Origin of the sequence: Cellulosilyticum sp. ST5, assembly GCF_046529625.1 — a bacterium.
GTDB lineage: Bacteria > Bacillota > Clostridia > Lachnospirales > Cellulosilyticaceae > Cellulosilyticum > Cellulosilyticum lentocellum.
The window spans coordinates 2557653-2582393 of record NZ_CP132338.1 but is presented as its reverse complement, the minus strand read 5'-3'; the positions used below and the strand labels follow the sequence as shown (position 1 = coordinate 2582393).

The window sequence follows — 24741 nt, the reverse complement described above, 5'->3', positions numbered from 1 at the left end:
ACAACAAAATGCATAGCTTACAGAGGGGAGTGAGTAATATTTTAGTTAAAACAAACAAAAATGCAGGAACCATTAAAAAAATGACTGTATGGTCAAGAATGAAAGAACAAAAATACTTAATTGCAATGTCTGCACCCTTTGTAATATGGGTTATTATTTTTAAGTATTTACCTTTAACAGGTTGGGCCATGGCTTTTCAGGATTATAAGCCACAATTAGGTATTACTAAATCACCGTGGGTAGGGCTTAAACATTTCAAGGTGCTATTTAAAGAAGAACAATTTTATCAAGCTCTACAAAATACCTTGGGAATGAGTATTCTAGCTATTGTATTTAGTACCATATTTTCAATTAGCTTCGCGCTATTACTTAATGAGTTAAGATCACTTAAATTTAAACGACTGATTCAAACCATTTCTTATTTACCTCACTTTGTATCGTGGGTAGTAGTCGCTAATATTGTAGGTCAAATTTTAGCGCCTACGGGAACTATTAATGAAATACTGATGAATTTACATATTATTAATACACCGATTAACTTTTTGGCTAAGCCATCTATGTTTTGGGGTATTGTTACAGCATCGGACCTTTGGAAAGAAACAGGTTGGAATGCAATCATTTATTTGGCAGCTATTACAGGTATAGACATGCAGCTTTATGAGGCGGCTAAAGTCGATGGTGCTAATAGATGGCAACAAATTAAAAACATTACACTGCCAGGCATTAAAGCAACAGCAATTATCTTATTAATTATGTCTATAGGAAACTTAATTAATATTGGTTTTGAAAAGCAATACTTATTAGGAAACAATACAGTAGCAGCTAAATCTTTAGTACTTGATAAATATGCCTTAGATTATGGAATTGGAATGGTAAGATACTCCTATGGTACAGCCATTGGTATGTTTAAGTCGGTTGTTGGTATCGTACTTATTTTCATTGCAAATACCTTGGCTAAGAAAAGTGGCGAAGGAAGGCTCATTTAAAAGGAGGGGAAGAGTGTGCTAGCTAAATTAAAGAAGATAACAATATTTGATGCTATAGTTACATTATTAATGACTATTGTTTTAATTATCACCATATACCCTTTCTTACAAGTAGTAGCCATTTCATTTAATGATGCAACAGATACTGTAAGAGGTGGTATACATATTATACCAAGAAAGTTTACATTCCAAAATTACATTAGCATTTTTGAATCTAATAGCAAGCTTATTACTGGTTTTATCAATTCCGTTTTAAGAACGGTTATAGGAACTATAGCAGGTGTGCTTTGTACCACAATGTTAGCTTATACATTGAGCCGAACAGATTATATGTTTAGAAAGCCTATATCCGTACTTTTCGTTCTTACAATGTATGTAAGTGGGGGGCTTATTCCAGAGTATATGGTTATTAGAAACCTAGGGTTAATTAATAAGTTTTCAGTATATGTTTGGCCAATGCTCATTAATGCATTTAATGTTATTGTTCTAAGATCTTTCATGGATAATTTGCCTTTTGAATTACAAGAATCAGCCAAGATAGATGGGGCAAATGATTTAGTAATCTTCTGGAAGATTATATTCCCACTATGTATGCCGGCTATTGCAACCGTTGCCTTATTTGTTGCAGTGGGACAATGGAATAGTTGGTTTGATACATATTTATATGCTAAAAAAGATTATTTAACTACACTACAATATGAACTCATGAAAGTACTAGATAATGCTGCAGCAGGAGTAAAAGCAGCAGATATCAACACCCAGGGACTCAAAAAAGTTACGACTAATCCAGAATCTATAAAGATGGCTATTACAGTTATCACAACCGTACCTATTGTTTGCGTTTATCCATTCTTACAACGCTACTTTGTATCTGGTATGACTGTAGGAGCTGTAAAAAGTTAATGTATTATATTAAGTAAATTTTATTTTGAGGGGATGAAAAAATGAAAAAAAGAAAATTTGTGTGTTTATTAGCGGCAATGAGTTTGTTTGGAAGCATGTTAACAGGCTGTGGTGGTAATGGTGGGAAGGAAACAGTAGCAAGTCCAGAAGCAAGTACGGAAGCATCACCTAGCGCATCAGCGGATGAAAGTGGTTTTGTAGGCTTAGAAGACCGTACACCAGTTACTTTAAAGATTTTTATGAAAGACATCACAGAAGATATTGAATTTACTGATCCAGTTGCTGAAAAAATCAAAGAATTAACAGGTGTTACCTTGGAAATTGAGCATGCTGTCGGTGGTGATGAGCAAGCTATTCCATTGATGATTGCTAGTGGTGATTATCCTGATATGATTTTTGCAAAAGGTGATACAGGACTTCTTGTAGATGCAGGAGCACTTATCCCATTAAATGATTTCATTGAAGAAAAAGGTGCTAATACAAAAGCACTTTACGGAGATATGATTCAGAGGTTAAAATATTCAGAAGCTGACCCTAATATTTATACAATGGGTACCTATGGTGTTCATACAGCAGCTTGGAAAACAGATGGTGTTATGCAAATTCAACATGCTGTATTAAAAGATCAAGGTTATCCAGAGATTAAAACAATTGCACAATATGAGGAAGCAATCAAAGCTTATAAAGATAAGTATCCACAAATTAATGGTCAAGATACCATCGGTCTTACCCTTATGGGAAGTGACTGGAGATGGCTTATTACAGTAGGAAATGTAGCATCTGCTGCTTCTGGTATTCCAGATGATGGTGAATGGGCAATCGATGATAATGCACAAACAGCTATCTATAAATATCTTGCACCAGGTGTAAAAGATTATATGAAATGGCTTAACCATATGAATGATATTGGATTACTAGATCCAGAATCTTTTACACAACAAGAAGATGTATATTTTGCAAAACTTGCATCTGGCCGTGTACTTGGAACAGCTACTCCTGAATGGGGAACTGGTGAATCTAAAAAAGCACTTGTTGCTGCAGGTATGGAAGAAAGAACAACGGCTCCACTTGCTGTAACTGTATCAGAGGAGTTTAAACCAGCTGTAACGAAAGACTATGGTTTTAGTGGTGGTCATGGTATTGGTATTTGCTCATCTAGTCCAAACCAAGAAAAAGCTTTTGAATTCTTAGATTGGATGTGTTCAGAAGAAGCTCAAATCCTTATTAACTGGGGATTAGAAGGTGAAAACTATACTTATGATGCAAATGGCAAGAGACAATTAACACCAGAAATGGCAGCTGCAAGAATATCAGATAAAGACTTTACTAAGAAAACAGGTGTTACTAAATATGTTTATCCATTCCCACAACAAGGTAATGGAGGCATAGATTCAACAGGTAACAGATTTACATTAGACAATAAAGAAACGATTATCGAACAAATGACAGCAACTGAAAAAGAAACACTTAAAGCTTATGGCAAAGAATTATGGACAGATTTCTTCCCAACTCCAGAAGAGCTTGGTGTTTCTAAACATGGTCAAGCATGGCAGTTTAATATTCCATCAGATGGTAATTTACAAGTATTTAATCAAAAATCACAGGATTATATTCAACAAGCTGTGACACAAGCTATTCTTGGAAAACCAGCAGACTTTGATGCAGCGTGGGATACAATCTTAGCTAAGCTTGATGAGATTGGTGTACAAGATGCTAATGCAGAAATGACTAAGTTAACCCAAGAAAAGATTCGTTTCTGGGGTAACTAAGTCTCCCCCTAAAATAAATAGCAGTAAAGCATAAGCTTGGTAAAGTAATTTTGCCAAGCTTGTGCTATATCACAATTTTATAGACAAAAGGAGAAAAGCGATGAGATTTAGTAATGGTTGTTGGCTTAATAAAGAAGGAATTGAAAGTTATAGTCCACAAGAAATTTATCAGACATGCAAAAAAGGGAAACGAATAGAAGTTTTTGCGCCCTCCAAGAAAATCAAACAAAGAGGAGATACTTTAGGTGGGCCAGTGCTGACTTATACTATTTCAGCTCCAATGAAAGATGTTTTTAAAATTCAGGTAGAACATTATAAAGGCATTAATAAGATAGGACCCTATTTTGAGATCTATGCATCAGAAGAAATTGATTTAGAAATGTTCCAAAGTGAAGGGAAAGTTGAAATCAGAAATGGTGAGTTGAGTCTTGTTATTGAAGATAAAGAGCAATGGAAGATGAGCTTTTATAGAAAAGGCAAGAAACTCACTTCAAGTAATTTTAAATCAACAGCTTATATTAAAAATTATGATGCAGAATTCATGAATGAAGACTTGAGCAGTACTTTTATGAGAGAACAACTGAGCTTATCTGTAGGAGAGCTCATTTATGGTTTAGGAGAACGCTTCACACCTTTTATTAAAAATGGTCAAACAGTAGAGACTTGGAATGAAGATGGTGGTACTAGTACGGAACAATCCTATAAAGCTATCCCTTTTTATCTTAGCAATAAAGATTATGGTGTATTTGTTAACCATCCTGAAAGAGTTTCCTTTGAGGTGGGCTCTGAGAAAGTAACAAAGGTACAGTTTAGTGTACCAGGTGAAAGTTTAGAATACTTCCTTATTGCGGGCGAGAATATGAAAGAAGTTCTACGTAACTATACTAGTTTAACAGGAAAGCCAGCCCTTCCACCAGCTTGGTCATTTGGTTTGTGGCTCACAACATCTTTTACAACTAATTATGATGAAGCGACTGTCATGGGATTTATAGATGGTATGGCCGATAGGCAAGTGCCTCTCCATGTTTTCCATTTTGATTGCTTTTGGATGAAGGGCTTTAACTGGTGTGATTTTACTTGGGATGATGAAGTATTTCCAGATCCAGTGGGGATGATTAAACGTATTAAGGAAAAAGGCCTAAAAGTATGTGTATGGATTAATCCATATATAGCGCAGGCTTCTAGTTTATTTGATGAAGCAATGGAAAAAGGCTATTTACTTAAACGTAAGGATGGTTCTGTATGGCAGTGGGATATGTGGCAACCAGGTATGGGCATTGTAGATTTTACTAATCCAGCAGCTTGTACATGGTTTAAAGAAAAACTAGCAGCTCTTCTAGAAATGGGAGTGGATTGTTTTAAAACAGATTTTGGTGAAAGAATCCCTACCCAGAATGTTATGTATTTTGATGGTAGTAATCCAGATAAAATGCATAACTATTATACACAACTTTATAATAAAGTAGTATTTGATATTCTCAAGGAAAAAAAGGGAGAAAAAGAAGCAGTATTATTTGCTCGTTCAGCAGCAGCTGGAGGGCAACAATTCCCTGTTCACTGGGGAGGTGATTGCACAGCTGACTATGAGTCTATGGCAGAAAGCTTGAGAGGAGGTTTATCTCTATGTCTTTCAGGCTTTGGTTTCTGGAGTCATGACATAGGAGGATTTGAAAGTACCTCTACAGCAGATGTTTACAAGCGTTGGGCAGCATTTGGACTACTCTCTTCTCATAGTCGTTTGCATGGTAGCACCTCTTATCGTGTACCTTGGCTGTATGATGAAGAAGCCGTAGAAGTTGTTAGATATTTTTCAGAGTTAAAATGTACTTTAATGCCGTATTTATTTAATGCAGCATCTAAAACTGCTAAAACAGGTGTTTCTACAATGAGAGCTATGGTTGTTGAATTTGAAGAGGATCCAACTTGTGCATACTTAGATAAACAATATATGCTAGGCGAAAATATTTTAATTGCTCCTATTTTTAATGAAGAAGGATTAGCACAGTATTATGTACCAGAAGGCAACTGGACTAACTTTTTAACAGGAGAATGTGTTCAAGGCGGCAAGTGGATTAATGAAAAGCATGGCTATAAGAGTATACCTATGCTTGTTCGTCCTAACAGTTTAATTGCTATAGGTAATAATTCATTAAAGCCAGACTATGACTATAGAGAAGGGGTACAAATAGCAGCATATGGTCTAATAGAAGGTAAGGTAGCGTCAACTCAGGTTATTAATATGAATGAAGAAGTAGAATTAGACGTTAGTGTACTTAAAGCAAATCAGACAGTGAATATTTCATTTAAAGGAAATAACAAAGCTTTTAGCATCATATTAAAGGGTATAATGGCTATAGAAAAATTAGAAGGTGGAAGTTTTACTATAGAAAGTGATGGTATTCACATCGTACCACATATAGCAGAGAACCAGATTATTTGTTATTTATAAAGAAAGAGGTGCTTATAGCGTTTTATACTTATATAAAAGCTTATAGGCACCTTTTTTGTGAAAAGTATTCTGCAACATCTTATATAAAAATTAAATTTTTTTATTAGTATAAAAAATGCTATAATATAATGGATAACAAGGATAGGGGAGTTACTATGAGGATCATAAAGAAGATATTAACCTTTAATAGAAATATGAAAGTCAAAAAACAACTCATAGGGATTTATGTCATTGTTATTCTTATACCTATATTAATCATAGGTGTACAGTTGACAACACTCATGTGTAATATGGTTGTAGATAGGGCTATCAATGAAGCATGTGTTAATATTGAACGTATTAAAGAACGTTTAAATGAAAAAATAAAGATTGCTAATTCTGTAGCAGAGAGTATTTATGTAGATGGAAAAATTGCTCAAGTTTTAAAAACACAGTTTGAAGACAGTGCTCAGATTGTAAATACCTATAAGGACTTAACTATTATATCTACATACCTGATGCATTATGAAGAAATTAGTAGTATTCGTATTTACAATGATAACCTTACATTACTAAATAATTCTCAATTTGTAAGAGCAACAGAGGATATTAAGAGATCCGATTGGTATCAAGCGGCTTTAGCAAGAGAGAGTCAGATGGAATGGCATCTTAAATATGATGAAATAAGGAAACAATACTATATGAGCTTGATACGAGCACTAAGAGATAAACAGAAAAATTTATTAGGTGTATTAGTTATTAATTTCGATCCAGAAAAGATTAATAGAATTATTAAAGATGAACCCTACGATACAATGATTACTATTAATGGACAGGTGGTAACAACATCCGGTAATAGTGATCCTCTATATGAACAACTTGACCACTTACGAGAGTTGCAGGTAGAACAAAATAAGAATTATAAGATTAAGGTGAGTAATGACACAGGTGCAGAATACATTATTTTTACTAGCTTTACACCGGCTAAAACGTTTAATAGTCAAGTTGAGATATGCATGAGTATGTCTGTTAATAGTATTACAGGTGAGACGCTAAAAATTGTTAGGACGAGTTTGGCGATGATAATGATTAGCTTAGGTTTGTCAGGAATACTCATTTTGATATTTTCTAAGGGGTTTTCAAACCGTATCATTTTAGTGAGAAAAGAAATGCATAAGGTTAGTCTAGGTGATTTTAATATTAGAAAGAGCATTGAGGGGAATGATGAAATCGGAGAGCTTTATGAAGATATTTGTCAAACAGTAGAGAGCGTTAAACAACTTATAGAAGAAAATTATTCTGCTAAAGTGCAAAAAGAGGAACTAAAAAGAAAGCAAAAGGAAATGCAGTTTGAGATGCTATCTAGCCAGATTAATCCTCACTTTTTATATAATACATTAGAAACCATTCGTATGAAAGCCTATTGCAATGGAGAAACAGAACTTGCTGGCGTGGTAAAAAAACTATCTAAGCTTCTTAGAAGAAATCTGGAAGTGTCCGATCGTAGTGTGAGTTTAGCTTCAGAATTAGAAATGATAGAAGCCTATTTATCCATTCAGAAGTTTAGATTTGGTGAAAGGATTAGTTATCATATTGAGAATGAAATAGAAAGTGAAAAGTACTACTTATTACCATTATTATTACAGCCTATTGTAGAAAATGCATTTATACATGGACTTGAAGCTAAGCAAGGAAGTGGAAAAATTGTTTGTAGTATAAAAGAACAGAATCATTGTTTAAAAATAGCTATTTCTGATAATGGCTTAGGAATAAGCAAGGAAAGGTTACAGCAAATTCAGAGAAGTTTACATGGTGAACAAATAGAAGAAAGAAATAGAGTAGGCCTGAAAAATATAAATGAAAGAATCAAACTATACTATGGTGATATGTATGGTATTACAATTGAAAGCATAGAGGATCAGGGAACAACAGTAACAATTGTTTTGCCAAAAATGCAGGAGGGGTAGACATGAAAGTGCTTATTATTGATGATGAACCTAATGTAAGGGAAGGATTAAAGAAAATTATTCCTTGGGAAGCAGAAGGTTTTGACATATGTGGTGAGGGCATAGATGGACAAGATGGCTTAGAGAAAATAATGATATTGAATCCAGATTTGATTTTAATAGATATTAGAATGCCAGGTTTAATGGGGATAGAAGTTATTGAAGAAGCTAAAAAAAGAGGATTTAAAGGAAAGTTTATTATTACAACAGGCTATTCAGATTTTACGTATGCTAAAAGAGCCATGGGCCTAGGGGTAGAAGCTTATATTCTAAAACCAATAGATGAAGATGAATTAATTGAAATGATTGAAAAAATTAAAGATAAAATTCTAAAGGAGAAAGAAATTACTCAAAAATTAGATGTAAGTGAGACTTATGTTATTAAAAGTTTATTAACTCACTTATTATTAGGAAGTTCATTGAGTATAATGGAGCAGGATAAGTACAATGAGTTGAAAGAAAAAAATGAAAATTATCAATTACTGCTTGTAGATATAGAAGACAAGAAGGAAACAGTAAGTTTAATAGAAGAGCAAATAAAGGATTATCTAGAAGCACGCTTAGCTGTGAAAACACTTATTGTTGAGAAATATCTCCTAATCATTATTCAAAATAAAGAACAAGGATATATAGATGAGGTTATTGATACCTTGCAAGAAAAATTAGCAAAGAGGTATCAGATTACATGCAAAATGGCTTTAGATACTTCACTGATCAAGATACAGGAGATAGGTGAGAGTTATACTTTAGTTAAAGAACTTTTGGATAAGAAATTTTTGTATCCAAATGAAAGGCTTTTAACTTCTAAGCGTATTGATAGGTATGCTAAGGAGAGTGAACAGAGCAGAATAATAAATGTGGAGCATGTTAGTGAGCAGATTTACCGATTATTGCAAGTTGGAGATATGATTAAGATTAAACAAGTACTAGAAGAACTCAAATTGCAACTGCAAAGTGAAAGCGTAAGAAAAGATAAAGTTATTTCAGTATTTAGTAATATCTTAGTTAAGACTGGGACAAAGACAATGGAGGCAAATCAAGAAGTAGGAAAGCTTCTACCTAGTGGAGAACAAATAATAGAAGTAATTTATCATTGTAGAGATGTAGAAGATGTTATAGAATATATAGAGGAACAGTTACGTATTATTGTACAAGAGTTTAAAGTAAGCAGTCCTGAAAATAATATGAAAAAGATTATTTATTACATAGAAAACAACTATAATAAGGAACTAAAACTAGAATTGTTAGCAGAGTTATTTAATTATAATAGCGCTTACTTAGGAAAAAGCTTTAAGAATTATACGGGACAAAGCTTTAATGTTTATATTGATCAGCTAAGAATAAACAGGGCAAAGGAATTGCTTCGTCATAAAGAAATGAAAGTGTATGAAATTGCTAAGGCAGTAGGATATAAACATATTGACTATTTTCATAGTAAGTTTAAAAAGTATGTTGGAATTAGTCCTTTAGAGTATAAGAAGAATTGTGAAAAGTAGCTGTCAGCCTAGCCCTGAGAAAACGAGATAGGTAGTGATTAAGTGATTAATATATTTGAAGAATTAAAAGACATGGGGTTTGAAAATCTAGAGAAAATAGAACTTTTTCCCGAAAAAGAAGTCTCTAATGAAATTGAAAATAAGAAGGGGAAAAGAGTTACATTAGAAGAAGTTTTATATGATAAAACTTATGTATGCCCTGTGTGTAAAACAGAATTTAAAACAAAAGCTATTCGTTCAGGTAAAAATAGATTAGTTAATTCAGATTTAGACTTAAAGCCAGAGTATGATATCGCTAATCCTATTTTTTATGAATGTATTGTATGTGAAACCTGCGGTTATGCTGCTCTTAGTAAAAATTTTAGCACTTTAACGACGAGTCAAATAAGATGGATTAGGGAGAAAATTAGTTCGGTTTACAAAACTTATCATTATGAGCCTATTATAGATGCAAAATCAGCTATATCCAGATATAAATTAGCACTCCTTAATAGTTTTGTAAAAAAAGCTAAAGATGGAGAAAAAGCTTATATATGTTTAAAGTTAGCGTGGATTTATAGAGAATTAAAAGATGCAGAGCAAGAGAAGCTATTTCTAAGTCATGCTTTAACGGGATTTGAAAATGCTTATAATAATGAGCGTTTTCCAATATTTGAACTGGGAGAATTAACGACAGCATACATTATTGCAGATATTTATCGAAGGTTTAAGGAATATGATAAAGCAATGCAATGGATTAGTTATGTTATTTTGGACAAAAGTATTTCCTTAAGGCTTAAAACAAGAGCGCTTCATTTAAAAGGTGTTATTCATGATGAAAAAAAGATAGCGGAAAATCATCATATTGAATAATAGTAGAATAGATTTGATTTAAATAAAAAATAAAGGAGGTGTTATCATATGAACAAGTTTGACTTCTTGTATGATAGCACCTCTTGATTAAATTATTCAGCAGTAATTGCTTCAACAGGGCAAGAAGCAGCAGCTTCGCTAGCATCATCTTCTAATTCTTCAGGCACATCCCCTGAAATAGCAACAGCCTTACCATCTTCATCATCCATGCTAAATACATCAGGACAGATAGATGGGCAAAGTCCACAACCAATACAAGTATCTTTATCTACAACAGCTTTCATGTCATAGCCTCCTTTTATATAAGTAAGTACAAACATAGTATAAACAAAAAGTGAGGATTCATACAAGGAAAAGGAAGAATGTAGGAAAAGATAAATGTAAAATAAATGTAAAATTAATGAACTCTGTTTAAATATTTAGCATAAGATATAGTGAATTTATTATTTAGGATGATGTATATGTGGATGAGGCAAAGTTATCCTACGGGAGAACAATTAGCAAACGCCATTAGTTTAATTGGAAGTTCAATTGAAAATGAAAAATCTGATGCAATGTTTTATGAATGGCTTATTAATAACGTTCCCAATAATATAGGTGAAAAAGCTAGGCAAGATATTATAAAAACTATAACTGGGATTAAAGAAGATGAACAAATGCATAATAAGATTTTTAAAAGTATGTATAAGCAATTAACAGGAAATGAAGCGCCTATGCCGATGGAGGAAGAATTTGTTCCACCTGCTAATTTTACTGAGGGGATTATTAAAGCATTAAAAGGTGAGACGGAAGCTGTTAGAAGATATCGTACGATTATGTCAGGTTTACCAGATAATTCTTACAGGGATGCAGTCTTTAATATTTTAACAGATGAAATAAGGCATGGCATATTATATAATTATGTTTATACTACAACTATAATGAGTTAAGAATAACAACCTTGTAAAATGACTATATTAGGAATTTTTCAAGGTTGTTTTATATGATATTAGATGTAGTCATGTAGGGAATAAGTTTAATATGATTTAACCATAGAAATAATCCGTATGAGAGTCATAATACTATTTAGAAGTAAGATACTATTATTAAAGTAATTCTAAAATACTTAGTTAAATGTAATAATTAGGGAAAAATCAATCAATAATAGCGATAAGTCAAATAAAATACTTAAAAATGTGATTTATTTGGAAGAAATGTTAACATTTATTATAGGATATTCTATGTAATTTGATGCAGAATATGTTATAATAAGTACGAAAATTGTCGTGTAAGCATATTACGAAGCAAAATCTTAAAGGAGACTAGAGATACTAATATGAGAAAAACTAAAATTGTATGTACATTAGGTCCATCAACAAAGGATGACAAAATACTAAAGAGATTAATGCTAGAAGGGATGGATGTTGCTAGATTCAACTTCTCACATGGCACTCACGAAAGTCATAAAGAAAATTTTGACCGTGTAGATAAACTTAGAAAAGAATTAGATTTACCAATAGCAGTTTTACTTGATACAAAAGGACCAGAAGTAAGAGTTTGTCAATTTGCAGAAGGAAAAGTTTCTCTTAAAAAAGGTGAACAATTTACACTTACAAGTAGAGATATTCTAGGAACAAATGAAATTGTTTCTATCACATACAAGAATTTACCAAATGATGTAAAAGAAGGTTCAAGAATATTACTTGATGATGGTCTTATTGAGTTAATGGTGGAAAAAGTAGTAGACGGCAGTGATATTGTTTGTAAAATTATGAATAATGGTGATGTATCAAACAATAAAGGTGTTAACTTACCAGATACTAGACTTTCTATGCCATACTTAAGTGAAAAAGATCGATCTGATATCATCTTTGGAATTCAAACAGGTTATGACTTTATTGCAGCTTCTTTTGTAAGATGCGCCGAAGATGTTCTTCAAATCAGAAGAATTCTTGAAGAATATAATTGTCATACAATTAATATTATCTCTAAAATTGAGAATCAAGAAGGGGTAGATAATATTGATGAAATTATTCGTGTATCTGATGGAATTATGGTAGCCCGTGGAGATATGGGGGTTGAAATTCCAGGAGAAGAAGTACCATCTATCCAGAAAATGATTATTAAGAAAACAGTTGCAGCAGGTAAACAAGTTATTACTGCTACACAAATGTTAGATTCCATGATGAAAAATCCTAGAGCTACAAGAGCCGAAATTAGTGATGTTGCTAATGCAATCTACGATGGTACAAGTGCTATTATGTTATCTGGTGAAACAGCAGCAGGTGCATATCCTGTTGAATCAGTACAAACGATGGCGAGAATTGCTTTAAAAACAGAGTCAGATATTGATTATGTAAAACGTTTTAAAGAAAGAGGTAGTACAGCAACTAATAATGTAACTAGTGCGATCTCACATGCTACTTGTACAACAGCACATGACCTTGGTGCAGCAGCTATTGTAACTGTAACTAAGTCAGGTAGAACAGCTAGAATGATTTCTAAATATAGACCAGTATCACCTATCTTGGGTTGCACAACTTCAACAAGTGTATACCGTCACATGAGTTTAATGTGGGGTGTAAAACCACTTTTAATGGAAGAAAAACAAAATGCAGATGAATTATTTGAAGAAGCATTAACTGTAGCAGAACACACAGGTATGGTTAATAAAGGGGAATTAGTTGTTATCACAAGTGGCTTACCAGTAGGCGTAACCGGTACAACTAATATGATTAAGGTAGATGTCATCGGACATATTTTAGTTTCAGGTGTAGGTGTTGGTTCAAAACAAGTATGTGGTAATCTTTGCGTATGTAAAACAGAAGAAGAAGCTAATGAGAAATTTATTGAAGGGGATATCCTTGTTATTCCAGAAACTACAAATGAGATGCTACCATTATTAAGAAGAGCAGCTGGTATTATTACAGAAGAAGATGGTGTTAACTCACATGCTGCAATTGTTGGACTTGCTATTGATATTCCAGTCATTACTGGTGCGACAAATGCAACAGATATTCTTAAAACAGGTTCGGTTGTAAGCCTAGATGCAGGTAGAGGAATTGTTTCAAGTAACTAAAAATAGAAAGAAGATCACTATTTATAGGGATCTTCTTTTTTTATGAACTAAAATACTATAAGATGATAAAGTTATGAGAAAACAAGGTAAGAAAAATAAGCTCTAGTCAAATATTTAATAGACTAGAGCTTATTTTGATAAAGTGTATATATCATCTAAAGTATGTTACTACTTAGAAGTATCTAGGGGAATAATTTTGGCAAACATAGTAGCCATATCAGCTCTTGTTACCATGTTTTTAGGAATAAAGTAACTTTCATTTTTAAGAATATCTGCTCCAATACAGATTTCTATTAGTAAAGCTACTTGTACTTGAACTTGTAGAAAGATTTAAGATTCTAATTAATAAGTATACTTGAAGCGTATGTAACACTTAAGTTAGATAAAACTAGAATAGTAGCTACGGCAGTATAAAGATGTGCTTTAATTTTTTATTCATAAAGGATTCTCTTATATGATAAAATGTAAAAAAATAACAAGTATACATAAAAAAGTAAACTACTACATGAATTATCCTAACATAAGAGGAGAATTAAGGTCAATAATAGAAATAGAATTTAACAAAGTAAATATTAGTAATTATCTTTTATAAAAATCTATTTAATTAAAAATAAACTAAGTTCGTGGTAAACTTAGTTTATTTTTAATTAATATTAAAATATAAGATGAGCAATCAATGAAATAATTGGTAGCGTGATAAGTGTACGTTCAATAAAGATGATGAATAATTCCCAAAACTTAACAGGTATTTTAGAACCTAATAAAAGAGCACCAACTTCAGAGAGATAAATAAGTTGAGTGACGGAGACACTTGCTACAATAAATCTTGTCATATCACTTTCTATAGAAGAGGCTAAAATAGATGGAAGGAGCATATCAGCAAATCCAGCTACTAAAGTTTGAGCAGCGGCAGCTGCTTCAGGTACACCAAGTACATTCAAAAGTGGTGTAAAGGGTATGCCAAGTATTTGGAAAAGAGGTGTATAAGTGGCTAAAATAAGTGCTAATGTACCTACAGCCATAACTACGGGGATGACACCAAACCACATATCAAGTACATTCTTAAAGCCATCTATTACAATTGATTGTTTAAAGGTTTGTTTTTCAGCTTTTTGGAGTGCATTCTTAAAACCATGAGCAATTAGGTGTGTTGTTTCCTCAGTTGAAGCTTCTGGTGTAGAACCATCATATAATATATCTTTTTTTAAGGAAAGTGGTGGGAGTTTAGGCATGATGATAGCAGCCACCAAACTAGCTACCGTGACAGTTAAATAGAAAGGAACAAAAAGATGTCCTAATTTAACTGTATTAATAACAACCAAACTAAAGGTAATTGATACAAGAGAAAAGGTAGTACCAATAACAGCAGCTTCCCTTTTTGTATAGAAACCTTCTTCATATTGTTTGCTAGTCAGTAATACACCGATAGTACCATCGCCCAACCAAGAGGCAATACAGTCAATGGCAGAACGTCCTGGAAGTCCAAATACAGGACGCATGACTTTTACTAAAAGAGAGCCTATAAATTCAAGTAGGCCGAAATCTAGTAAAAGTGGCAAAAATAATCCTGCAAATAGAAAAATTGAGAAAAGTACAGGGAGTAAATCTGCTAGTACAAGGCTACCGGTATCTGAAGAAGTTATGACTTCTACTAAAGGAAGCATAAAAGGTGGAAAATTAAAACCAGATACTTGCATAGTAATGATACTAATAAAAGCAAAGGCTAAGACTCTTAAACTAAGCCAAACCCAAGTGGTGTTAAAAAGTGAATTAAGAAGATTACTTCCCATAATCAATTTAGGTTTAAAAAGATAAGTAATAAGGCTTCCTAGTGCAGAAATGCCAGTAACAACCACTAAAATAATAGGCGTATGATGGCCCAATAATTCTTGAAGTCCTGTAGATAAGATGGCAATAGGAATAGTGATAGAACCATCTTTAGGAAGAGGAATCATAAACAGGAAGATCCCTATTAGGGAAGGTATTATAAATTTAAAAAGCGCTGATAAATAATGTTTCGACTGCTGTTTTTTTGTTGAGTGCATATTTGTAAAAACCTTTCTGAAAAAATTATGTCAACTATTATTATGCATTATTATATCGGCTAAACACATAAAAAACAAGTATTTTCATGTATAAATATACGTTTTTTGAAATATAGATACAAGACATAAAAAAAGTATGGTAATGCACGGCATTAACCATACTTGGAGAAAGGATATAGTAAAACAGAACATAATAAGCATATAGCAGTAAGAACTTAAAAACAAGGCTATGGGGGTATCTAAATAAGGACATAAGATTTGTAATAATAATAAAATATTTTGCGTTACGACATAGAATCCTCTATAATAGAGTTAAATCGACAAGCTCGCTAGCTAATTAAAGAGGAATTGTATAATAAAAGAAAAAATAGTATAATGCTAGGAACAATCAAAGGATTAGTGATATAAGGAGTAAAAAATGGAAAGAATAAAAGAAGAGTTTAATCGATATAAATGGGTATTATTGGCAGGTCTTATTGTAGCAGTACTTATAGGACTAATTACTGCTAATCTTCATGTGTTACAATTTATGACTTATAAAATGCAAGGCAATACAACGGGAATTATCAGTATTTTAGAGGATAGTGTGAAAAATAGTGATGCCCAAGCAGATTGGTATTTTTCACAAGGAATAGAGTATTTATTAAAACAAAAAGAAATGTCAGAAGAAAGTCGTCAATTTTTTGAAACCTACTTTGAACGGTTTACGTCAGAGAAAAAATTAGAAGTTATTGAAGGCTATAATAAAAAGAATTTATTTATACCGACAACAGATGTCTTAATGCAAACACTTATGGAGAATTTAGATCATTCAAGTATACAAAATTATATAAAAAGAATGGAAACTAGTGATTTAGAACAAGGCCTTGTCATGTATTATGGAGCGGTGGCAAAGGTAGATACCACTTTTATAGATCATATGTATAAGATTTTAAGTATATATCCTAAGACACTACCATTTGAAAAGTTTCAATTTGATTTGTATCCGATTCTGGCTTTAACAGGAGAAGAGAACGAACTTAAAAAGGCTACTATTTTTAGTAAGTTAAATTCAGAAAATGCTAAAGAAAATATTTTCAAATCTTTAAAAGGCCAATCAATAGAAGGTGAACAGTTAAGAGTATGGGTTGAATTTTTAAATAAAACCCAAATTCTGGATGATGGAACCTATACTAAGTTTAATAATTTATATAGTGAAATTTACCTAGTACGTAATCAATATAAAGAATTAGATACAAGGGAAGTTGATCTTAAGAATAAAAAAGAAGCTGTAGAAGTTCAAATAGAACAGAGTTTAAAAGATATAGAAAGCAAACAAGGCGAACTAGCAACTTTGAATAATGAAATTAGTGGTATAGATAGTCAATTAGGAGATTTAACTGACTATGCTTATATGGCGCTTTATATTGAAAAATCTTCAGGAACAGGTAATAATGAATATGAAGCTTCCATTCCTAAGAAAGGCATTTTTGGTAACTATAAACCATCAGGGCAAAAGTATATTGTAAAGCTTTCTGAGACAAGCTTTTTATCTGAAGGAGTTTATTATGTAGACATTTACTTAAAAGGAACCAAGGTAAATAATAAAGGTAATGAATACCCTTATTATGTAGAAGTTTCTAGTAGGGAATTAAGTGATATAGCAACGTTACAAGGAGAAAGAAGTCAAAAAGTAGAAGTAAGAACAGCGCTGCAGCAGACAATTAATCAGTTAGAGGATGAAGTAAGTGCTATTAAAGAAAAAATGGGATATGACGATAATCAAGAGGCCTTAAAGGGGATAGCAGTAGAAAGAGATAATCTTACGAAGAAGCTAAATGAAAAAGTAGTGGAGATAAAAACATTATTTGGACTTGGGGATTTGAAAATCACTGTGGAGATAGAAGACTCTAAAACGGAATAAAGGTTAAATAGATAGGATAAAGATAGTTTTACTTCTAGAGCGAATAGAGAAGTGTAATGAAGAGCAAAACAGAACATTAGGAAGTTGGGGGAAAATGAATAAAGAGAATAAAAGGCAGGACGACTCAAAGATGATGGAGCATAGGCTTTATCTATTCACCTTGATTTGTCCTAAAAGTGTAATAAATAAAATAGCAAGTAATAATCAAATAGATATAATGCAGTTATTAGTTGCAGCAATACTTAGTATTTGTAGTAAGCTTTTAAGGGGAAATACTTTTTCAATTATTATGTTCGCAGAAGTTATTGCATCCATACTAATATTTGTTATATTTCTTAAAGTAATATTTTGGCTTGCAAAAGGGGAAATATCTTTTTTCAAAGTTATCAATTTGTCTGTATATATACATATTTGGGTTATTTTGGCCAATATGTGTAGCAGAATACCTATGTTATCTATAACTGCTTTTATTGGAGCACAGTTATTAGGTGTGTATTTACAGTATTTAGCAGGAATACAAATTGCTCATTCAGATGCTAATCGTCTGAAAAGTATTTGTTTAGTTGAACTGTTTCTTGTATTATTTTCCATAGTGATGTTATTGTTAACTTCTTGGGGGAAATATATGGCGTATAGTAGTAAAACCTATTATTTTCCATTGGTAGTAAATTACCTTTAATTAGCAAAAGCCTTTTATAGTGTGTTATGTGAAACACTATAAAAGGCTTTTGCTAATTAATTTGTTTTCTTATTACCAATGGATTGTTTGGTACAGATTCTAGTTCTAAAAAGTAAGTGGTAAAGAGCATTCCCGTTAAAAGGAATGAGAGGATATAGGTAGGGCTCATTAGTAAAGGTTTTCGTACATGCAATGACTGTAATAATAATAACTAAAGCAATGATGAAACCAGTAGTACCTAGCAATCCTGTTAAAATAATAAGTAGTAATCTGGAAAACTTAAAAGCATAGGTAAGTTCTATACTTGTTTGGGTAAAGCTAGAAAGCGCGATAACGGCTGTATATAAAATAGTATGCGGGATAAACCAACCAGTATCTACAGCAAAGTCACCTAAAATAAGTCCGCCAATAATAGATAAAGAGGTGCCCAAAGCACTCGGTGTATTAAGTGAAGCTAGATTAAGTCCATCTAGTGCGATTTCTAATATGACAAATTGAAGGAAAATAGGAATCACATAAGGTACATCAGGCAATAAGAATTCAGCAGCCCTACCTTGTATCCATCCTGGATTGTCTGTTAGGAGAACGAAGAGGGGGCTAATAAGAAGATTAGTAATAAATACAAGATACCTAATAAGCCTTAAATAATTACCAGTTAGAACCGGTAAATAATAATCATCCACAGATTGCATGAAATCAAATATATTGGTTGGTAAAATAAGTGCGGTAGGTGTATTGTCAACAAGAATAATTACCTTTCCTTCCATGAGGTGAGCAGCGGCTACATCAGGCCTTTCTGTGTAACGAACTTTAGGAAAAGGATTAAACCAAGAGTAAGAATGTACAGATTCTACTAGACTTTGATCACCCATAGTTAAAGCATCAACATTAAGTGTTTTAATAGTTTGTTTGATTTTATAAAGCGTTTTTTTGTCCACTTTATTACGCATGTAACCAACAACAACATCTGTTCTAGATACATCACCTATATTTTCCATTTCGAAGACCAAATGAGGGTCACGGATGCGTCTACGGATTAAAGCTGTGTTAGATATTAATGTTTCAACAAACCCATCATGAGAGCCTCGTAATACTTTTTCTTTAGCAGGTTCTTCAGTACCGCGGGCAGGATAAGTACGAAGGTCAATAATGAGGCCTTCTGCATAATGGGGACCGAGTAAAACAGTTTGCCCGGAAAGAACAGCAATGATAAGATTATCTATATTGTTATCAGTAGATACCTCGATAGAACTAATTGCCTTTTCAGAAAGCTCTTTGGCAGACTGAATAGTTTTGAAGGTTTCAGCAGAGAGATTAGTCATATCACGACGAACATATTCTAAGTTAGTATCCTTTGCAAAACCATCTAAATAGTACAGATAAAAAGTAGTTTCGTGAACAGTAATTTTGCGTTCTAAGACATCAAAGCTTTCTCCTAAAGGTAGAGATTCACGAAACATTTGTATGTTTTTTTCTAAGTCAGTTGATAAAATCATGGGGTCACCACCTGTCTATGATATAAAGTAGGATGTAACATAATACAAAAAATTATACTTGTTGAAAATAACTATGGAAACAATAGCAAATTAAATATATAATTTAAAGTACCTAGAGATCATTGAAAATGGTTTTTAGAAGAGGAGATACTATGGAAAAAGATATTGAGTTTATGAAACAAGCATTAATAGAAGCTGAAAAGGCATTTACCCTAGATGAAGCACCTATAGGAGCTGTTATTGTTTACAAGGAGCAGGTTATAGGGAGAGGGCATAATAGAAGAAATACAGATAAAAATGCCTTAGCTCATGCAGAAGTAATGGCTATTAATGAGGCTTGTAAGCATATAAAGGATTGGAGACTTGAAGAGTGTACTATTTACATTACTTTAGAGCCTTGTCCTATGTGTAGCGGTGCTATTGTACAAGCTAGGCTGCCTAGAGTGGTTTTTGGGGCACGTAGTCCTAAAGCTGGCTTTGGCGGCTCTGTATTAAATATATTGCAGATGGATGAGCTCAATCATCGTTGTGAAGTAGTAGAAGGTGTTTGTGAAGAAGAAGCAAGTCAGTTACTAAAAAACTATTTTAAGCAGATGAGACAAAAAAAATAAAATTATCGGAGGGGAATTATGGCAGCAAATCCAAGACACAAGAAAGCAAGAATGCTTAGAGATTTTATGATTGAAACACAAACAGTTAATATGTTTAAGGAAGAAGAAAAAGATGATACTATTTTCTTTAGAAGTATTTATCCGATGGGAGAAGATAAAAAACAAGTAGTTATTACTATTAATGATACAGTCTACTTAGGTGTGCAATCATTACTCATGAATGAAATACCTGAGGAAAGAAACGCAGCAATTCTTGACTGCTTAAATGAATGCAATTTAGAATTACCAACCGTAAAATATGTATTAACAAAGGATCAATGTGTTGTTGTATCTATGTTTTTCCCTGCTGATGAAGCACACTTTAATGCAGGTTTAATTATGGGAGCTATTGTTCAAGTAATGAAAAATGTATCAGAAAAACATTATGAGAAAATAAAAGCAGCTTTAGCTTAAGAAAATGAAAAAGAGAGACGTTGACATATAGCATGAAAGAAGGTATACTAATACCTGTGACAGATACTTGTCAAAAAATTTCCGTGCTAGCCGGGGAGGTAGCGGTGCCCTGTACTTGCAACCCGCTATAGCAAGGGTGATGCTTCGTCTGAGGCAGGAATTTGTATAGTCTGCCCTTAATAAGTGGCGATGAGGATTGGGTCTTACGCAATAAGCACTTATGAACCGTGTCAGGTCCGGAAGGAAGCAGCACTAAGTAAGATCGCTTATGTGCCGTGAGGTTGCCTAGTCTGAGTTAACTGTTAAGGTAACGTATATGGCTTTTTGTCGAAGCGAAGTGCACGGATTCAATTATAAATATGAAGTAAGAGGATTAAGCAAAAGAGCTTAGTCTTTTTTTTGTATGCAAAATAAAGAAAAAGCTGAGTTTTAGTCCTAAAACTCAGCTTTTTCGTCAACCTTATGTAATTGTGAAAGAGCATAATATCTCTGTCTGTATCCAGAAGGCGTATGATGCATATACTTTCTAAACAATTTAGCAAAATAAGCAGTATCATTAAATCCAACCTCATCTGCGATATCCGAGATGGATAGTGTTGACTCTCTAAGCAAAATGGCAGAAAGATTAATGCGATGCTTGTTTAAGTAGGTAATGATAGTTTCACCAGTAGCCTCGAAAAAACGATCGCTAAGAGTAGTGCGATTGACATGGAAATATCTGCTTAAATCGGGGATGGTAATCTTTTGTTTATAATTATTATGTAGATATAAAAGAACATCTTTAACTTCAAAAGAAGTTTCAGCAATAAGTGATTCCGATAAAATCGAATATGTTTTTACCAAACGTTCAATATAAGTTAAGAATTCCGATAATCGTAGTGATAAAAGGACGGGTTGCTCTGCAGTAGCTGAAATAGTTTCTAACAATTTATTCAAATGTTTTAAAACTGGTTCAGAAGTTGAGAGGTGCCCAGTATAATTTTTAGACCTTTTAAAGAAAATAGATAAACTCATAATATATCTAATATCTTCTACAGAGAAGGAATGATCTAACGTTCTAATATTTTCTAGTGTAAAGTAATCTTTAATAGCATTCGGATGAAATGAAATTACTTTACCAATAAGATTTGAGGCAGAGGTAAAATGAAGCCTTTCAGTTTCATTTAAACAGATAATCATGGGACTAGTTATAGAAACGACTTGTTCATTAATCAAGACTGATCCAATGCCTTTTTCAATAATAACTACGCTTAATCTATTGCAGCAACCTAATAAATGTGTGTTAATATTCAGAGATATTATATTAAAATTGCTAGAAGTGTGATTAGGGGAAATACTATCTAAAAAACTCACAGGAGTACCTCCGTTAAATTAATATCATAAAATATACATATTTTGATTAAATAAAATATATCACAATTTATTTAATCTAGCAATACAGGTGTTTAATAATAGATTATAGGATGGATATAATATTTCATTAAAAATTCAGTATGAATATTTATTTAACATATGAATAAAAAGAAGATCTAATGTTCATATTCCTTTATAGAAGTTAAGTGTTCCACAGCTACTAAAAAGGAGCGCTACTACAAAAATAGTAGTACTCCTTAAGAGATAATGATTAAAAAATTTTTAATAACGCAAGTAAGATAAGTGTAGCGCCACCTAGCCAAGAAAGATCTATGCTAAGTTTTTCTGCGCATTTACGTCCTAAAATTCCACCTAGTATAATGGCTGCTGAGTTAAAAAGGACTGATAGAACTATAATTTGTAAAAGGTTAATAGAGGCTAAGGCTACACCAAAACCTACCACTAAGCTATCTAGGGAAAGAGCAATACCCAGGTAAAGAGCTTCTTTAGCGTTTAATGTTTGAGAATGGTCAATATCGGCAAGAGTTGAGTCTGCATAAACGTTAAGTACTAATTTGAAATTAAGAAGGGTAAGCTCGATATTTCCTGGTGAAATTGCTTTTTTATTTAAATATTGCTTGAGTAGACCTTCGAAAAGTCGCATAAAACCTAAAATAAATAAAATGCCAAAGCAAATGAAACTAGTTAAGTTTGCAGGAATGAACCCTTTAATAATAGAGCCAAGACTGATAGAGATAATTAGAAATAGGGTAGAAATTCCTGTGAGGATCAAACCAGAAAGGACTGGAATTTTAATTTTATTGGTACCATAAGCAAAACTAGCAATGCAGGCATCTATGCAAAGTGAAGTAACAAGTAAAGCAGATTCTAACATAGTAAACAACCTCAATCATTAAAGTGATACTATATATATTATGGTAAATGGTAAAAAAAGGAACTTGGCTCCGTGGTTAAAAAGCTACTTCTTGTATTAGAACACTTTAAATTGTGGTATAATAAGACATAATGAAAATTTGGTAGTCAATAAAGAAAGGAGAAAACATGAGTTACTTAGCTTTATATAGGAAGTACAGACCCTATATTTTTGATGACGTAGTAGGACAGGGGCATATTGTGCGTACACTTAAAAACCAAATAAATTCACATCGTGTGGCTCATGCTTATCTGTTTTCAGGAAGTAGAGGGACGGGAAAAACCTCTATTGCTAAAATTTTTGCTAGGGCAGTTAACTGTGAGGAGCCAGTGAATGGTTCTGCTTGTGGTAAATGTGAAACTTGTAAGAGGATAAGTGATGGTGCAGGTATTAATATTATAGAAATAGATGCGGCTTCACATAATGGTGTAGATAATATTCGTGAAATTAATGAAGAGGTTAAATATACACCAGCTGTGGGCAAGTATAAAGTATATATTATTGATGAGGTACATATGCTCTCTACAGGTGCTTTTAATGCTCTCTTAAAGACATTAGAAGAACCTCCAGCTCATGTCATTTTTATCTTAGCAACAACTGATCCACAAAAAATTCCGGTTACTATTTTATCTAGATGTCAACGTTTTGATTTTAAACGTATTTCAGCTAAAGAAATTGAAGAAACACTTATTAGCTATATGCAAACAGAGAAAATTGACATAGAGGAAAAAGCACTGGCTTATATTGCAAGGTTGGCTGATGGTGGTATGCGTGATGCACTTAGTATTTTAGAGCAAAGTATTTCATTTTATTTTGGTGAAACAATTACGTTAGATAAAGTATTATATCTAGTTGGAGCTGTAGATAGTAATATACTGTTTGAAATGATTGATGCTATTGCAGGTAAAGACGCTACAAAGGTTTTAGAACTTTGTGAAGAGGTTAATAGACAAGGCAGAAGTATGAGGCAGTTTGTAAGTGATTTACTAGAGCATAGCCGTAACCTTTTAGTTGCCAAAACAACTAAGGGTGGAGTAGAAGTACTGGATTATAGCTTAGAGTATATTGAGGCACTTAAAAAGCAAGCGAGTGATATAAGTACTAATGAACTCATGCGCTATATGAAGCATTTAAGTGGATTAGAGTATGAAATGCGTACGTCAGTATCTCCTAGGATTTTATTAGAAGTGGCACTTCTTAAACTGAGTGAAGTACAGATGGATAGCTCTCCAGAAGGAATGATGACAAAAGTACAATTACTTGAAGAAAAATTAGAGAAATTAATGCAAGAAGGTCTTTCGGTAGCGTCTCCAGTACAAGTGGTACAAGCAGCTCCTAAAAAAGAGATAGTGCCACATAAACTACCAGAAGCTGTTCCAGAAGAGGTGAAGAGTTTAAGAGATAAGTGGCCTCAAATTGTAAGTAAGCTAGGGACTACATCAGCAGCTAGAACGGTTTATGCTACAGCTGAAGCTGGCTATATAGAAGGTGACCTCCTTTATATTGTATATCGCAAAGGAATGGAAGCTGGGGTCAATAAGTATCTGGATGAAATTAAAGAGGCTATTAATCAAGTGGCAGGTAAAGAAGTGAAAGTAAGAACTATATCAGCCGATGATTATGCTAATAAATCTATTGAAACATATGGTTCTAGCCCTAAGCTTTCAGAAGAGGTTCAAGATATTTCCAAGGTGTTAAGAAACGTACAATCAAAAATAAACTTTAATATTGAAGTTAAATAAGGTAAAATAGATACCATAATATAGTGT

General features: G+C 32.9%; 19 protein-coding genes and 1 other RNA gene. 15 read left to right on the top strand and 5 right to left on the bottom strand.

What is annotated here, in order from left to right; genetic code table 11:
• Positions 1-29: 29 nt before the first annotated feature.
• The 7 genes from QTL86_RS12650 to QTL86_RS12620 all read left to right on the top strand — a co-directional run bounded on the left by QTL86_RS12650 (position 30) and on the right by QTL86_RS12620 (position 10440).
• Positions 30-986 carry an ABC transporter permease gene (locus QTL86_RS12650; protein WP_330547593.1) on the top strand — a complete coding sequence of 319 codons (957 nt, stop codon included), beginning with the start codon at positions 30-32 and terminating at the stop codon, positions 984-986.
• Positions 987-1001: 15 nt separating this feature from the next.
• Positions 1002-1889: a carbohydrate ABC transporter permease gene (locus tag QTL86_RS12645; protein ID WP_207669764.1), complete on the top strand. Its 888-nt coding sequence runs from the start codon at positions 1002-1004 to the stop codon at positions 1887-1889.
• Positions 1890-1930: 41 nt separating this feature from the next.
• Positions 1931-3658, top strand: coding sequence for an ABC transporter substrate-binding protein (locus QTL86_RS12640; RefSeq protein ID WP_127065863.1), 1728 nt, complete (start codon positions 1931-1933; stop codon positions 3656-3658).
• A 100-nt stretch (positions 3659-3758) separates the two neighbouring features.
• The gene (gene yicI, locus QTL86_RS12635) at positions 3759-6107 is read left to right on the top strand and encodes an alpha-xylosidase (RefSeq protein ID WP_410494993.1); all 2349 of its coding nucleotides are present in this window, start codon (positions 3759-3761) and stop codon (positions 6105-6107) included.
• Positions 6108-6262: 155 nt separating this feature from the next.
• Positions 6263-8053 (top strand): sensor histidine kinase, encoded by a 1791-nt coding sequence (locus tag QTL86_RS12630; RefSeq protein ID WP_410494992.1) that lies wholly within the window; start codon positions 6263-6265, stop codon positions 8051-8053.
• A gap of 2 nt (positions 8054-8055) precedes the next feature.
• Positions 8056-9588, top strand: coding sequence for a response regulator (locus QTL86_RS12625; protein ID WP_410494991.1), 1533 nt, complete (start codon positions 8056-8058; stop codon positions 9586-9588).
• A 42-nt stretch (positions 9589-9630) separates the two neighbouring features.
• Complete coding sequence (locus tag QTL86_RS12620; protein ID WP_127065867.1) at positions 9631-10440, top strand: DUF2225 domain-containing protein; 810 nt, start codon at positions 9631-9633, stop codon at positions 10438-10440.
• A 92-nt stretch (positions 10441-10532) separates the two neighbouring features.
• Here the strand turns inward: QTL86_RS12620 and QTL86_RS12615 are convergent, their stop codons facing one another.
• A complete protein-coding gene (locus QTL86_RS12615; protein WP_127065868.1) occupies positions 10533-10724 on the bottom strand; it encodes a ferredoxin in 192 nt (63 codons plus the stop codon).
• A 177-nt stretch (positions 10725-10901) separates the two neighbouring features.
• Between QTL86_RS12615 and QTL86_RS12610 the strand changes: the two genes are divergently transcribed.
• Together QTL86_RS12610 and pyk are read left to right on the top strand one after the other, a co-directional pair.
• Positions 10902-11369 carry a ferritin family protein gene (locus QTL86_RS12610; protein ID WP_190283537.1) on the top strand — a complete coding sequence of 156 codons (468 nt, stop codon included), beginning with the start codon at positions 10902-10904 and terminating at the stop codon, positions 11367-11369.
• A gap of 386 nt (positions 11370-11755) precedes the next feature.
• Positions 11756-13498 (top strand): pyruvate kinase, encoded by a 1743-nt coding sequence (gene pyk / locus QTL86_RS12605; protein ID WP_127065870.1) that lies wholly within the window; start codon positions 11756-11758, stop codon positions 13496-13498.
• Between the two features lie 653 nt (positions 13499-14151).
• Here the strand turns inward: pyk and QTL86_RS12600 are convergent.
• Positions 14152-15453, bottom strand: a complete 1302-nt coding sequence (locus tag QTL86_RS12600) for a YjiH family protein (protein ID WP_330547594.1) — start codon at positions 15451-15453, stop codon at positions 14152-14154.
• A gap of 508 nt (positions 15454-15961) precedes the next feature.
• On the opposite strand from QTL86_RS12600, the gene QTL86_RS12595 reads away from it, so the two are divergent.
• Positions 15962-17446 carry a hypothetical protein gene (locus QTL86_RS12595; RefSeq protein ID WP_127065872.1) on the top strand — a complete coding sequence of 495 codons (1485 nt, stop codon included), beginning with the start codon at positions 15962-15964 and terminating at the stop codon, positions 17444-17446.
• 94 nt (positions 17447-17540) lie between these two features.
• On the top strand, positions 17541-18125 hold the full coding sequence (locus QTL86_RS12590; RefSeq protein ID WP_127065873.1) for a hypothetical protein: 585 nt from the start codon (positions 17541-17543) through the stop codon (positions 18123-18125).
• Positions 18126-18181: 56 nt separating this feature from the next.
• Here the strand turns inward: QTL86_RS12590 and QTL86_RS12585 are convergent, their stop codons facing one another.
• Complete coding sequence (locus tag QTL86_RS12585) at positions 18182-19621, bottom strand: spore germination protein (RefSeq protein WP_127065874.1); 1440 nt, start codon at positions 19619-19621, stop codon at positions 18182-18184.
• A gap of 152 nt (positions 19622-19773) precedes the next feature.
• On the opposite strand from QTL86_RS12585, the gene tadA reads away from it, so the two are divergent.
• From tadA to ffs, 3 genes are all read left to right on the top strand, one after another.
• Complete coding sequence (tadA, locus tag QTL86_RS12580; RefSeq protein WP_127065875.1) at positions 19774-20232, top strand: tRNA adenosine(34) deaminase TadA; 459 nt, start codon at positions 19774-19776, stop codon at positions 20230-20232.
• A gap of 18 nt (positions 20233-20250) precedes the next feature.
• Entirely contained in the window at positions 20251-20685 is a 435-nt protein-coding gene (locus tag QTL86_RS12575; protein ID WP_013656058.1) for a hypothetical protein, read from the top strand.
• Between the two features lie 81 nt (positions 20686-20766).
• An RNA gene (gene ffs, locus QTL86_RS12570) (signal recognition particle sRNA large type) lies at positions 20767-21030 on the top strand.
• 90 nt (positions 21031-21120) lie between these two features.
• Here the strand turns inward: ffs and QTL86_RS12565 are convergent.
• Complete coding sequence (locus QTL86_RS12565) at positions 21121-22038, bottom strand: AraC family transcriptional regulator (protein ID WP_127065876.1); 918 nt, start codon at positions 22036-22038, stop codon at positions 21121-21123.
• 271 nt (positions 22039-22309) lie between these two features.
• Complete coding sequence (locus QTL86_RS12560) at positions 22310-22933, bottom strand: manganese efflux pump (protein WP_127065877.1); 624 nt, start codon at positions 22931-22933, stop codon at positions 22310-22312.
• 167 nt (positions 22934-23100) lie between these two features.
• Between QTL86_RS12560 and dnaX the strand changes: the two genes are divergently transcribed.
• Positions 23101-24714: a DNA polymerase III subunit gamma/tau gene (dnaX, locus tag QTL86_RS12555; RefSeq protein ID WP_127065878.1), complete on the top strand. Its 1614-nt coding sequence runs from the start codon at positions 23101-23103 to the stop codon at positions 24712-24714.
• The last annotated feature ends 27 nt before the right edge of the window (positions 24715-24741 follow it).